The following is a 13056-nucleotide window of genomic DNA, read 5'->3' on the forward strand; positions in this document are numbered from 1 at the left end:
TTATTTTTCCATAATGACAACATAAAAAAAAGAGGAATTTGTAATATTCTTTAAGAAATTGTCGGTGTTTGTATTGATTCTGTTACAGAATTGACATGATCAGCTCTTACTAATATTACATCCTCTCCAATTTTTACAATTTGCTTCCACGGAATAACAAACTCTGCTTCTTTCCCAAATATTCCTAACATACGTGTTTGCTTTGAAATAATGACAGCTTGAATCTTCCCTGTATTCATATCAATATCGATATCGCTAATGTTTCCAAGTTTTTTTCCGTCAGAGACATTTACAACATCCTTAATTTGAAACTCTGAAATTCGTATCATTGTCATTCTCCCCTTTTATGTTGTGTAATCGATAAGTCTCCTTCTGCCAGCGGTTTCACTTTACTGTCATTATATGAACACGCAATCTTTCCTATGAACAGAATCTCGGGGCACGCAACATAAAAAGATCTCATCGTAAATGATGAGACCTTATCCTTGAATTGTTTTATTCATTTGTTTAATTGCTGATTTTTCAAGGCGTGATACTTGCGCTTGAGAAATCCCAATTTCTTCGGCAACTTCCATTTGTGTTTTCCCTTGAAAAAAACGTTTTCGGATAATCATTTTTTCGCGATCATTCAATCGTTTCATTCCTTCTTTCAACGCCAATTCTTCCACCCATTGCTCGTCCCTTTGTTTATCATCACTCAGTTGATCCATCACAAAAATAGGATCGCCCCCATCATTATAGATTGGTTCAAATAGTGATACTGGATCTTGAATGGCATCAAGTGCAAAAACGATTTCTTCATGTGTCACTTCAAGTACTTTTGCAATATCCATCGCCGTTGGTTCTTTTGAATTTTCAGCAATTAGCTTTTCTCTTACCTGTAATGCTTTATACGCAATATCTCGCAACGAACGAGAAACGCGAATTGGATTGTTATCACGCAAATATCTACGAATTTCTCCAATAATCATTGGCACAGCATATGTTGAAAATTTAACATTTTGGCTTAAGTCAAAGTTATCAATGGATTTCATAAGTCCAATGCAGCCGACTTGAAATAAATCATCAACAAATTCTCCTCTGTTGTTAAATCGCTGAATGACGCTCAGTACAAGACGTAAGTTTCCATTTACTAATTTCTCTCTTGCGCTTATCTCTCCACTTTGCATTTCTCGAAATAATTTACGCATCTCTTCATTTTTTAGTACTGGAAGTTTAGCTGTATCAACACCGCAAATTTCTACTTTGTTTCTCGTCAAAGTGTTCCCTCCTATCGGGAGTTGCTGTACAGTGTAAAGTATCTCCTTTGGAGGGAATTTTATGCATACCGTTTTTCTGTCACTTTTAATAAAAATATCATTCGTGCTTTACTCGGAAATACAACAAAACCAATCGGAATACCGATTGGTTTTGTACAATCTCCTTGATGATCTAACCTTTTAACAACGTCACTTTATACCATTTTATTAAATTCTTTTCGAAGCCTTTTTATAATTCTCTTTTCAAGTCGAGAAATATAAGACTGTGAAATCCCTAGCATATCTGCCACATCTTTTTGTGTTTTTTCTTCTCCCCCTGCAAGTCCAAAACGGAGTTCCATAATTTGTTTTTCACGATCATTCAGTTGGTGTAGTGCTTTCTTAAGAAGATGTCTGTCTACATTAGCCTCTAAATCTTTTGTAATAATATCATCATCCGTACCAAGAACATCTGATAGTAACAATTCATTCCCATCCCAATCAATATTTAATGGCTCATCAAATGACACTTCTGAACGATTTTTATTATTTCTACGTAGATGCATTAAAATTTCATTTTCTATACAACGTGATGCATAAGTCGCTAATTTTATTTTCTTTTCAGGGTTAAATGTATTCACAGCTTTAATAAGACCAATTGTTCCAATACTAATCAAATCCTCAATATTAATTCCTGTATTTTCAAATTTACGTGCTATATACACAACAAGCCGTAAGTTACGCTCAATAAGTAATGACCGTGCTGCTTGATCACCTTTTGGCAATTTATTGAGGAGTACTTCTTCTTCCTCTTTTGTTAAAGGCGGTGGCAATGCCTCACTTCCACCGATATAGTAAATTTCATCAGTCTTAATTCCAAGTTTCAGCAATACTTTATACCAAAGATATGTGAAATAAAATTTTATTTTCGTCATATTCTCCCGCCTCTCATAATTAAGCAATTGTCACTTTTGGTGATATCAACATTTTCGGATGTATAATACATTGATACTCTCCATTTGTAGATAATTGCTGTGTATTTAAGCCGATTAATACTTTATTTACGACCATATTGCTTCCTTCATGATAAATTTGAACAACATCTGGCTTAATTGCCCATAAAAATTGATGATCAACTCCTACTGCTCGAAAAGGAATTAAACGTAGTCTCGTTGCCCAACCTGAATCATTTTCTGGTATTTGTGGAATCTCTGTTTTGGAATAAATTTGTTCTATTAACCATGTTGGTAAACAATGCTCTAATGATGAAATATGCATAATCATTACCGGTGTCTTTGTTATAGGGTCATGAAGCTGATTTCCACTATCAATCAAGCCATCTAGTTTAATTTCATTTTCAACTAATCTAATATTCACTTGTACAATTTGGTCATAATGAATCTTAGTCACTTCCACATTTTCAATACGTTTTTTTGAAAAGTAATAAATAATCGGAAATCCCAAAATCACAAACATCCAACTTACTGGATCACCATAAGACATTGCTTTCGCCTGAACTAATCCATCTACCATGTCATTCGTTTGTAGGAAAAAATGAGTTCCAATTAATCCTCCTCCTACCATAAATGTTACAAAATAAAAGGTAAAAACAGTCTGTGTATAATCTCTAAAAGTAGAAAATCCAAATGCTGTATACACAATAAGTAACGAATACAATAATTTCATAATTGGGTGTGTCATCATAGAAGCAAAAGGAGTAAAGGCAAAAATAACAATTGTAGAACCAATAAATGTCCCTAGCACAAGCCTCCATCTTTTGATCTTCTTTTTCAACACAGTTGCTGTTAATAAAAGCAAAAGAAAATCAATGCAGGCGTTTAACAACCAAACAACGTCGGCGTAAACAACCAAACAATTCACCTCTTTTTTTAAGTTGAGACTAGTATAAAGCATATCCAATAGGAAAGTGTGTCAATTTGCGGAGGGGTTTTTTTGTTATTTTGCGGTTTCTAGACATAATCTGTCGTGAGGTATATATTGTGAGCTTTCTAATAATAAATTCTTCGGTTCCCTTCATCTATTTTTCTTACTTTCTATAATTTAGATGATGGTCTTACTATATAAATACAAATTGAAAAAAACGACATAAAACCTTTCTTTTTAAGTGAAAGAGTGCATCCGGCCATGCATAGAAGCGGTCAGATTAATCCTTTTCCTGCCATATGCAAGTTAAAACAAAGAGCGAAACGAGTGCTGGTCACCTTTTGTTCTTCGTAACAGCGACTTATACGTTGAAAAATCAAAAAAAATTTATATATTTATGAATAGCGAGATAAGTTTTTTTATTTTAAAATATTTAAGGTTGTGTAATAAAAAAGAAAGGAGCCCTGAGGCTCCTTTCTTTTTATCGTCTACGACGGTTACGTAAAAATGCTGGAATATCGATATCATCTGAATCTGTATTACGATCATGTACAATAGACTCTTCACGTTTCACTTCGCGTTTTACTTCACGTTGTTTTTGTGGCTGTGCTGTTGGTTGTTGCTGTTGTGCGTGATTTGTAGTCGCCGTTGAACGTACAAATGTTTTTGGCGGCTGAACTGTAACACTATCATCAAAACCAGTTGCAATTACAGTAACAACAATTTCATCTTTTAAACTCTCATTAATTACAGAACCGAAAATCATATTCACTTCTGGATCTGAAGCTGAAGCAACGATATCTGCCGCTTCTTGCACTTCATATAAACTTAAGTTTGTGCCCCCAGTAATATTCATAAGAACACCTTGTGCACCATCGATAGATGTTTCTAATAACGGACTAGAAATTGCACGTTTTGCTGCTTCTGCTGCACGGTTTTCACCAGTTCCAACACCAATACCCATTAATGCAGAACCTTTATTAGACATAATTGTTTTTACGTCTGCAAAGTCTAAGTTAATAAGACCAGGTGTAGCAATTAAATCGGAAATACCTTGTACACCTTGTCGTAATACGTTATCCGCTTCGCGGAACGCTTCAAGCATTGGTGTATTTTTATCTACAATTTCTAAAATACGATCATTCGGTATAACAATGATTGTATCTACATTATCTTTAAATGCTGTAATCCCAGATATAGCTTGCGTCGCACGTTTGCGACCTTCGAATGTAAATGGACGTGTTACAACACCAACTGTTAACGCGCCTAGTTCTTTTGCGATTTGTGCAATAACTGGAGCTGCACCCGTACCAGTTCCACCGCCCATACCAGCTGTTACAAAGACCATATCTGCACCACGAAGTGCTTCTTGGATTTGTTCTTTACTTTCTTCAGCGGCTTTTTTCCCTACCTCAGGATTTGCGCCGGCACCAAGTCCACGCGTTAATTTTCCGCCAATTTGCATTTTCGTTTCAGCTTTTGATAAATTTAATGCTTGCGCATCAGTGTTCACAGCAATGAAATCCACACCTTGTACACCGTGCTCAATCATACGGTTTACAGCGTTATTTCCGCCACCGCCGACACCGATAACTTTTATGCTCGCTAATTGATCTTGAGTAGTATCAAACTCTAACATGTCGAAATCCCCCTAGAACCTCATTTTTCGTGTGCAATTTTAATCCCATAAATAGCGGAATACACGTTTTACTTTTGACATCATACGCTCATTGTCTTCATTATTTTTGCTTTGCTTACGCGTTGTTTGTTTTACAGGTTGCTGCTGTACCGGCATTGGTGCTGGTACAGGTTCAAAATGCTCTTCCTTTTCCTGAACATTTTTTCCGCGCAATTTCGCTTTTTGATAAGAATGTTTAATTAATCCGACTCCAATTGTATACTGTGGTTCACGAACGCCAATATAATCTGGAGTGGCTATACGAACATTTTCATGTAAAATATCATATGCAAGATCAAGAACACCCGGCATAGAAGCAATCCCACCAGTAAGTACATAACCAGACGCTACTTGTTTTACTCCTAGCTTCCGGACCTCTTCTTGAACAAACATCAAGATTTCCTCTACACGTGCCTCAATAATATCAGATAACTCTAGTTGTGAATATTGTTCTGTTTGATCGCTTCCCATAATAGGAACCGTAAACACTTCTTCTTCAGATGCAGTATCATAAAAAGCATGTCCATATTTCAGCTTAATTTGATCCGCACTTTCAGTTGAAGTTTTAAGTCCTATAGCGATATCCTTCGTTATATGATCTCCACCTAAAGGCAATACACTTGTTGCTTGTAACTCTCCATCTTGAAAAATCGATAAGGTTGTAGATCCTCCGCCAATATCAACAAGGGCTACACCTCTATTTTTCTCATCAGAAGATAAAGCAACCGTTGCAGCTGCTAAAGGTTGCAGACAAATATCAACAATTTCAAGGCCCGCTTTTTCCACACAACGTAGTAAATTATGTAATAACGTTCTTGAGCCTGTAATTAACGTGCCTTCCATTTCTAATCTTACACCAATCATCCCGCGTGGATCGTTAATCTCATCAAGACCGTCTACTATGAATTGTCGAGGCACCACATCAATAAATTCACGTTCAGGAGCAATTGATACAACTTGTGCTGCATCCAGAACGCGTAAGACATCTTCATTTCCAATTTCACGATCTTCATTTGAAACAGCGACAACTCCGTGACAAGGAAGAAGCTGCACCTGATTTGCATTCACACCTACAACAACTTGTTCAATGTGAATTCCTACCATACGCTCAGCTTGTTCAATTGCTTTTTTGATTGATCGAACAGTTTCGTCTATGTCAACTATGGAGCCCTTTTTCAAACCATTTGATTTTACGTTTCCAACACCAATAATGTTTAAACCATCATTAACCATTTCACCAATGATGACTTTAACATTGGATGTACCGATGTCAAGACTAACATATATTTCATTGCTGTTCATTCTTTGGCACCTCCTTCTTTATTTATACCATACAGGTCAATATATGGAACAACAATCGCAGCTTTACTATTTATAAGAAAAATATTCAACGTCTTTATGCGTTTCCCTTTTTTAACCCTATATTTTTCTTATTTTTATTTAACATTCACTTATTGCAATCACAGTAATCTGTGAATGACTGCTTTATCTTTGAAATAACTCGATTTCAAATGCAAAGATTATCGCCAAATATAAGTCTACACTAAGATGTACTCATAGAAAAGCTAAACTTGTACCAATCCTAGCATGAATCGAAGAAAATCTAGTTATTTTTCACCAAATTAATCATAATTGTAATGAAATTTACACATAGAAAAACACACTTGTCGTTATTGTATTTGAAAAGAAATAAAACTACTACTCTACTGCTTTTTTTCTTCATTATCTAAATATTTAAAGTATGCGCCAACTTCTAAATCAATTAGGGCTTTTCTACCCGACTCTATATTTTTTATAATAAGTGGATATGCTTCCATACGCTTCGCAAAATCTTGTATAGTTGTACTCACTTCATAACCTTCATTCATATACAAAGTAAGATGGTCTTCATTTGAATTCGTTGGAGCATAATGAATTTCAGAAATAGATCTGAGAATAGTCGGAGTTAATTTTTCTAGCTCTTCAATTAACTCTTTCATTTTCTCTTCTTTAAATGGTTCAAAAATCGGAGCTGCGACAGGTAATTTCCCGTTCGGAAGCACGTCAAGTGTTTTACCATTTTCTAGAAGTGGTTGTAACTTTCCACCTTTGTTTATATAACCTATCGTTACATACTCTTCAATGTGAATGTCAATTTTATTTGGAAAACGTTTTTTGACATTTACTTTCTTAATTTCATTTCGTTTTGTTAAATTCTCTTCAGCCTTATGTGCTGTCACTCGAAAATAACTCGTGTCATATGTAACTCCAGATTCCTTCATGACTTGTTCATCTGTCATATAATGATTTCCTAGAACACTTATCTTTTTTATATTACTAAGTGGAGACCGAAAATAAATTAAAAAAAGTACTAATAAAAATAAAATCGATACATATAAAATTAATCTCTGATTGACAGGTTTTTTATTCTTCTTTTTTTGATTCTTTAGTTTTGGTACACGATCTTGTAGTTTAATCACTTTACTATTTTTCATGTACGATCCCCCTATGTAACATAAAGAACGGCATGTTACGCATGCCGTTCTTATCTTCTTATTATACCATAAATGATAATGAGCGGAACAAATAACAGCTACCTTCCAATAATTTCCACTTCTGTATGCATATCTACACCAAATTTTTCTTTAATTGTTTTTTTGACAAATGCAATTAAATCCAGCACATCTTGTGCTGATGCAGATCCTGCATTGACAATAAAGTTTCCATGCATTTCGGAAATTTTCGCACCGCCAATTTGATGACCACGTAGACCTGCCCTTTCGACTAAATCTCCAGCGAAATTTGGTAGTGGATTTCTAAATATACTACCGGCACAAGGATGATTCCATGGCTGAGTTTCACGACGATAGTCTTTATTCTTTTGCATTACACCAACTATTTCTTCACGATTTCCTTCTTTCAACTGCAATTTTGCTTCTACTACAATGCCAGGACGCTTTGTTTGTAAAACAGAAGTACGATAAGAAAATCCCATCTCTTCTTTTGTTAACCACTTCATTGTACCATCTTCAAACATAATACGCGCGCTCATCAAAATTTCTGACATATCTGATTTATGTGCACCGGCATTCATATATACTGCTCCACCGACACTTCCTGGGATACCACTAGCAAACTCTAATCCAGCTAGACCTTGGCGACTAAGTAGTGTTGACAACTTAATAAGAGGATATCCTCCTCCAACTCGTACAGTAGTTCCTTCTACTTCTAAGTGATCTAATCCTTCTCCTAAACGAATTACAACACCTTCAATACCTTTATCAGATACTAGAAGATTAGAACCACGTCCAATTGCTGTCCACTTTGTGTTATATTTCTTTACTAAATCTAAAGTATTCTCCACACCAGCAACACTACTTGGCACGATTAGAATATCAGCTGGCCCACCTATTTTCATAGTTGTATAACGAGCTAACGCTTCATTTTCTAACACTTTACCAACTTCTGCTTCGATAAGTTCCTTTGCTAATTGTTTCATGATGATCTCCCCCATATTAAATCTCCGTATTACAGTAGTATGCAGGGCATTCACCTAACGTTATTTTGTACAAGTTTTTTCATCACTTCAAATAACTTATTTGCTGCATCCGGAATCCCTAACTGCGTAGCAGCTAGTTTCATGTTTTGTAATGTTTGTGTATTTAATAGAATTTCATCAATATCATGAAGAAGAGCTTCAGCAGTTAAATCTTTTTCAAGAAGCATTTTTGCTGCTCCCTTATCGACAACAGATCTCGCGTTTTTCTCTTGATGATTATTTGTCACATAAGGACTCGGAATTAAAATACTTGGTTTTCCTAACGCTGTTAACTCTGCTAATGTTGTAGCACCAGCACGTGAAACGACAAGATCCACACCAGTAAGTACCTCTGGCATATTATGAATAAACGGTTTAATGATTACATTATCCGGATTCCCTTTTTGTTTTATAGCCTCCATGACTTTATCATAATGCACTTCACCTGTGATATACAATACTTCATAATTTTTGTTACCAAATTGTTCAATTGCTGCCACAAACGCATCATTAATCGGTCTTGCCCCGCGACTTCCACCAAAAATAAGCACAGATTTTTTAGAAAGAGATAATCCAACAGAACGCTTCCCTTTCATGCCATTTTGGTTCATTACTTCTGATGCACGCGGATTTCCTGTCATGACAACTTTCGACTTTGGGAAATGTTCAGATGCCGCTTCAAAACAAACAGCTACCTTATCCACATAGCGACTTAAAAATTTATTGGTTACACCAGGTACACTATTTTGTTCATGTACAATTGTAGGAATCCCTAATTTCGCCGCCGCATAAACGACTGGACCACATACATAGCCTCCTGTACCAATTACAACATCTGGATTGAAGCGACGAATATATCGTTTACTATCTTGTACACCTTTTAGAAAACGCATCACTGTTTTTACATTATCAAGGGATATTTTCCGTTTAAATCCACTAATGACAATCGATTGAAATGGTATCCCTGCTTTTGGAACAATTGTACTTTCTAATCCATTTTCCGTACCAATGTATAGAAATCTTGCTTCAGGATGTAGTTTTTTTATTTCTCTAATTAACGCAAGAGCTGGATATATATGACCTCCCGTGCCACCACCACTAACTAATACTCGCACTACAAATTCCTCCGCTTCTCTGTTCTAAATTCAATTTTATATATTCATATATTTATAATATATTTTCCGTTTTCTACACACGAAAAACCCTGTCTTATAAACAGGGTTTAGTAGCGAGAATGACGACTTATATTCAATAATACGCCAACTGCCATTAGCATTAAGGTCAAACTCGACCCACCATAACTTAAAAATGGCAAAGTAATTCCTGTAACAGGCATTAGTCCTGTTACAACACCAACATTAATCATCACTTGAATCGCAATCATCGCCACAATACCTACTGCCAAAAACGTACCATATAAATCAGGCGCTCCTAATGCTATACGAATCCCACGCCATAATAACAGACTAAATAATAATAACACAAACGACCCACCAATAAAACCTAATTCTTCGGATAAAATCGCAAAAATAAAATCTGTTTGCGGCTCGGGTAAATAAAGAAATTTTTGTCTACTTTGTCCAAGTCCTAGCCCAAACAAACCACCGGGGCCAATCGCAAGTAACGATTGAATAATCTGAAATCCACTCCCAAGTGGGTCTGACCACGGATCCAAATAAGACGTAATACGTTTCATTCGATATGGTGCCGATGCAATTAATCCAACAAATCCCGCTACTCCTATTAGCCCTAGCATTGCAAAATGAAAAATGCGTGCTCCTGAAACAAAAATCATTATGATACATGTCCCAACCATTACTGTTCCTGTTCCAAGATCTGGTTGTAACATAATCATTCCAAATGCAACAAATACAAAACCAAGTGCTGGAAGTAGCCCCTTTTTAAAAGATGTAATCAATTTTTGTCTTTCCGCTAAAAATTTAGCTAAAAAAATAATCATCGCAAATTTCATAAATTCTGACGGTTGAATCGAAAATGCTCCAATCCCAATCCAGCTTCGCGCTCCCCCTCGAACAAGTCCAACTCCAGGGATTAAGACAAGAATGAGAAGGATAAAACAAATGAGCAAAATCACTTTCGAATAAGTACGCCATGTCCAGTAGTCAATTTTCATAATAAAAAACATGGCAGCTACACCAAGTACCGCAAATAATAGCTGTCGTTTTGCAAAAAAGAATGAATCCCCCATCTTATAGGAAGCCCAGACAGCACTTGCACTGTAGACCATAATCATTCCAATTGTTAACAACAAAAGTGTTACGATAATTAAAATAAAATCAGGCGTTTTCTTCATTGGCAATGAGCACCACCTTTTTTGAAGAAGCTTTTTTCTTCTATGTAACAAAACATCAGTAGGTGTTAACCTACTGATGTTTTGTTTACTTTATATAAGTTTATGCACAGCTTGTATAAAAATGTCTCCTCTTTCTTCAAATGTTTTAAATTGATCCCAGCTTGCACAAGCTGGCGAAAGAAGAATTACATCTCCATCTGTAGAATGAGAATACGCTCTTTCTACAGCCTCTTCTAAATTATCGACACTTTCAATAATATCTATCCCTGCTTTTTCAGCTGCCCTTACTAACTTAGGTGCTGTTTGTCCATATGTTAATATCGCTTTTACATGTTCAAAATATGGAATTAAATCATCGAATTCATTTCCTCGATCAAGCCCACCTGCTAACAAAATAACAGGCTGCGTAAATGCTGATAGCGCCTTTTCTGTTGCTAACATGTTTGTTGCTTTTGAATCATTATAAAACTTACGATTATTAATTGTTGTTACATATTCTAAACGATGTTTTACACCTGTAAAGCGTTTTAATACGGCAATAATTGCCTCATTTTCTACCCCTAGCAATTTAGCAATACTCATAGCAGCTAGAATATTTTCTAAATTATGTTTACCCGGTAAAACGATATCTTGAACTTCAACGATTTTCTCACCTTTAAAATAAAGAGCACCGTCTTTAATACATGCACCATCTTCAATTACCTTAGTAGTCGAAAATAATACTTTTTGTCCTTTACTATTTGCTGATAACGCCATTACATCTACATCATCAGCATTAATTACACTATAATCAGCTTCAGTTTGGCTTTTAAAAATATTCGCTTTTGCTAAACCATACTCTTTTTTTGTACCATGATAATCTAAGTGAGCCTCGAACAGATTTAAAAATGCTGCAATTTTAGGCTGGAATGTTTCCACTCCCATTAGCTGGAATGATGAAAGTTCTGTAACAACTACTTCATTTTCTTTCGCTGCTTGCACGACTTCACATGCTACGGTACCTATGTTTCCAGCAATAACAGGATGTTTTTGTCCTTCTTTCAACATTTCAAACGTTAGTGTTGTCGTTGTTGTTTTTCCATTTGACCCCGTAATTCCAACAAACGGTGCTTCTGAAATACGATATGCAAGCTCCACTTCTGTCACAATTGGAATCTGTTTTTCTTTCGCTGCAACCAGTAGTGGATTGGAATATGGAATCCCTGGATTTTTTACAACAAGTGAAATATTTCTTTCTAACAACTCTAGTGGATGACCACCGCATACAACGTCCATTCCTTTTGCTTGCAATTCTGCAGCTAATACATTATTTGCTAACGGTTTTCCGTCATTTACAATAACATTTGCACCTAAGCTTTTTAATAAAGTTGCTGCTGCATAGCCACTTTTTGCAATACCTAATACAAGAATATTTTTATTTTGATAGTCAGTTACAGTTTTCAATTACATCCACACCCCGATATAAATTCCTAATACTGCCAATAAAAATCCTACAGACCAGAATGTTACAACAACACGCCATTCTGACCAGCCACATAATTCGTAATGATGATGCAGTGGACTCATTTTAAAAACACGTTTTCCTGTCGTTTTAAATGAAATAACTTGAATAATAACAGACAAAGTTTCCATTACAAATACGCCGCCAATTACAACAAGTAATAATTCTTGCTTTAATAAAATAGCTACGGCAGCTATTGCACCACCTAAAGCAAGGGAACCTGTATCTCCCATAAACACTTTAGCTGGATTTGCATTAAACACTAAGAATCCAAGTACCGCTCCTACAACTGCCATACAGAAAATAGCTACGGCATATTGATCTTGAGCAACTGCAATAATGCCAAATGCTCCAAATGCAATTGCGGCTGTTCCTGATAACAATCCATCTAAACCATCTGTTAAATTGACTGCATTTGATCCACCAATAAGCATAAATAGCACAAGGATAAAATATGCCCAGTGTAAATCAAATTTAATTTCGGTTCCTGGAATCATTAAATGTGTATCAAATCCCTGCCCTTTTGCAATTACAAAGAATGCAATTGCAATAACTAGCTGACCGATTAATTTTTGTTTTGATGTTAAACCAAGATTTCTTTTTTTAACAACTTTTATATAGTCATCTAAAAAACCAATCAATCCATAACCAAATGTAACTAATAATAATAATGATACTTCCGCATTTAAATGTTTAAATTTAATTGCCATGATAAGTGTTGTCACCATCATAGACACATAAATGACAATACCACCCATCGTTGGTGTTCCCGATTTCTTTTGATGTGATTTTGGCCCTTCATCACGAATACTTTGCCCAAACTTTAACCTACGTAAAATTGGAATAAACAATGGCGAAAGGGCAACAGAAATTAAGAAAGCTACCCCAGCCGTTACTAATAAACCTTGTTCAAGCACATGTAGT

12 protein-coding genes are annotated in these 13056 nt (G+C 35.6%); all 12 read right to left on the reverse strand.

Annotation, left to right across the window (positions count from 1 at the left end):
• Window positions 1-50: 50 nt before the first annotated feature.
• Complete coding sequence (locus tag BPMYX0001_RS16370; RefSeq protein ID WP_016116026.1) at window positions 51-329, reverse strand: YlmC/YmxH family sporulation protein; 279 nt, start codon at window positions 327-329, stop codon at window positions 51-53.
• Between the two features lie 150 nt (window positions 330-479).
• Window positions 480-1259, reverse strand: a complete 780-nt coding sequence (gene sigG, locus BPMYX0001_RS16375) for an RNA polymerase sporulation sigma factor SigG (RefSeq protein WP_003199794.1) — start codon at window positions 1257-1259, stop codon at window positions 480-482.
• A gap of 194 nt (window positions 1260-1453) precedes the next feature.
• Window positions 1454-2173 carry an RNA polymerase sporulation sigma factor SigE gene (sigE, locus tag BPMYX0001_RS16380; RefSeq protein WP_003199790.1) on the reverse strand — a complete coding sequence of 240 codons (720 nt, stop codon included), beginning with the start codon at window positions 2171-2173 and terminating at the stop codon, window positions 1454-1456.
• Window positions 2174-2192: 19 nt separating this feature from the next.
• Complete coding sequence (spoIIGA, locus tag BPMYX0001_RS16385) at window positions 2193-3110, reverse strand: sigma-E processing peptidase SpoIIGA (protein WP_033799072.1); 918 nt, start codon at window positions 3108-3110, stop codon at window positions 2193-2195.
• A 493-nt stretch (window positions 3111-3603) separates the two neighbouring features.
• The gene (gene ftsZ / locus BPMYX0001_RS16390; RefSeq protein WP_003199787.1) at window positions 3604-4761 is read right to left on the reverse strand and encodes a cell division protein FtsZ; all 1158 of its coding nucleotides are present in this window, start codon (window positions 4759-4761) and stop codon (window positions 3604-3606) included.
• 39 nt (window positions 4762-4800) lie between these two features.
• Entirely contained in the window at window positions 4801-6102 is a 1302-nt protein-coding gene (ftsA, locus tag BPMYX0001_RS16395) for a cell division protein FtsA (RefSeq protein WP_003199785.1), read from the reverse strand.
• Between the two features lie 401 nt (window positions 6103-6503).
• A complete protein-coding gene (locus BPMYX0001_RS16400; RefSeq protein WP_003199783.1) occupies window positions 6504-7274 on the reverse strand; it encodes a cell division protein FtsQ/DivIB in 771 nt (256 codons plus the stop codon).
• 98 nt (window positions 7275-7372) lie between these two features.
• A complete protein-coding gene (murB, locus tag BPMYX0001_RS16405; RefSeq protein ID WP_033799073.1) occupies window positions 7373-8278 on the reverse strand; it encodes a UDP-N-acetylmuramate dehydrogenase in 906 nt (301 codons plus the stop codon).
• Between the two features lie 50 nt (window positions 8279-8328).
• A complete protein-coding gene (gene murG / locus BPMYX0001_RS16410) occupies window positions 8329-9432 on the reverse strand; it encodes an undecaprenyldiphospho-muramoylpentapeptide beta-N-acetylglucosaminyltransferase (RefSeq protein ID WP_003199778.1) in 1104 nt (367 codons plus the stop codon).
• A 107-nt stretch (window positions 9433-9539) separates the two neighbouring features.
• Window positions 9540-10637 (reverse strand): stage V sporulation protein E, encoded by a 1098-nt coding sequence (gene spoVE, locus BPMYX0001_RS16415; RefSeq protein ID WP_018764756.1) that lies wholly within the window; start codon window positions 10635-10637, stop codon window positions 9540-9542.
• An 84-nt stretch (window positions 10638-10721) separates the two neighbouring features.
• Entirely contained in the window at window positions 10722-12074 is a 1353-nt protein-coding gene (murD, locus tag BPMYX0001_RS16420) for a UDP-N-acetylmuramoyl-L-alanine--D-glutamate ligase (RefSeq protein ID WP_006095777.1), read from the reverse strand.
• Entirely contained in the window at window positions 12075-13049 is a 975-nt protein-coding gene (gene mraY / locus BPMYX0001_RS16425; RefSeq protein ID WP_018764757.1) for a phospho-N-acetylmuramoyl-pentapeptide-transferase, read from the reverse strand.
• Between the last annotated feature and the right edge of the window lie 7 nt (window positions 13050-13056).

This window comes from Bacillus pseudomycoides DSM 12442, from assembly GCF_000161455.1.
Classification (GTDB): Bacteria; Bacillota; Bacilli; order Bacillales; family Bacillaceae_G; genus Bacillus_A; species Bacillus_A pseudomycoides.

Coding starts and splice junctions, on each gene's coding strand:
- BPMYX0001_RS16370 (WP_016116026.1), bottom strand. CDS start 329: ATGATACGAATTTCAGAGTTTCAAATTAAGGATGTTGTAAATGTCTCT.
- murB (WP_033799073.1), bottom strand. CDS start 8,278: ATGAAACAATTAGCAAAGGAACTTATCGAAGCAGAAGTTGGTAAAGTG.
- BPMYX0001_RS16400 (WP_003199783.1), bottom strand. CDS start 7,274: ATGAAAAATAGTAAAGTGATTAAACTACAAGATCGTGTACCAAAACTA.
- ftsA (WP_003199785.1), bottom strand. CDS start 6,102: ATGAACAGCAATGAAATATATGTTAGTCTTGACATCGGTACATCCAAT.
- ftsZ (WP_003199787.1), bottom strand. CDS start 4,761: ATGTTAGAGTTTGATACTACTCAAGATCAATTAGCGAGCATAAAAGTT.
- sigE (WP_003199790.1), bottom strand. CDS start 2,173: ATGACGAAAATAAAATTTTATTTCACATATCTTTGGTATAAAGTATTG.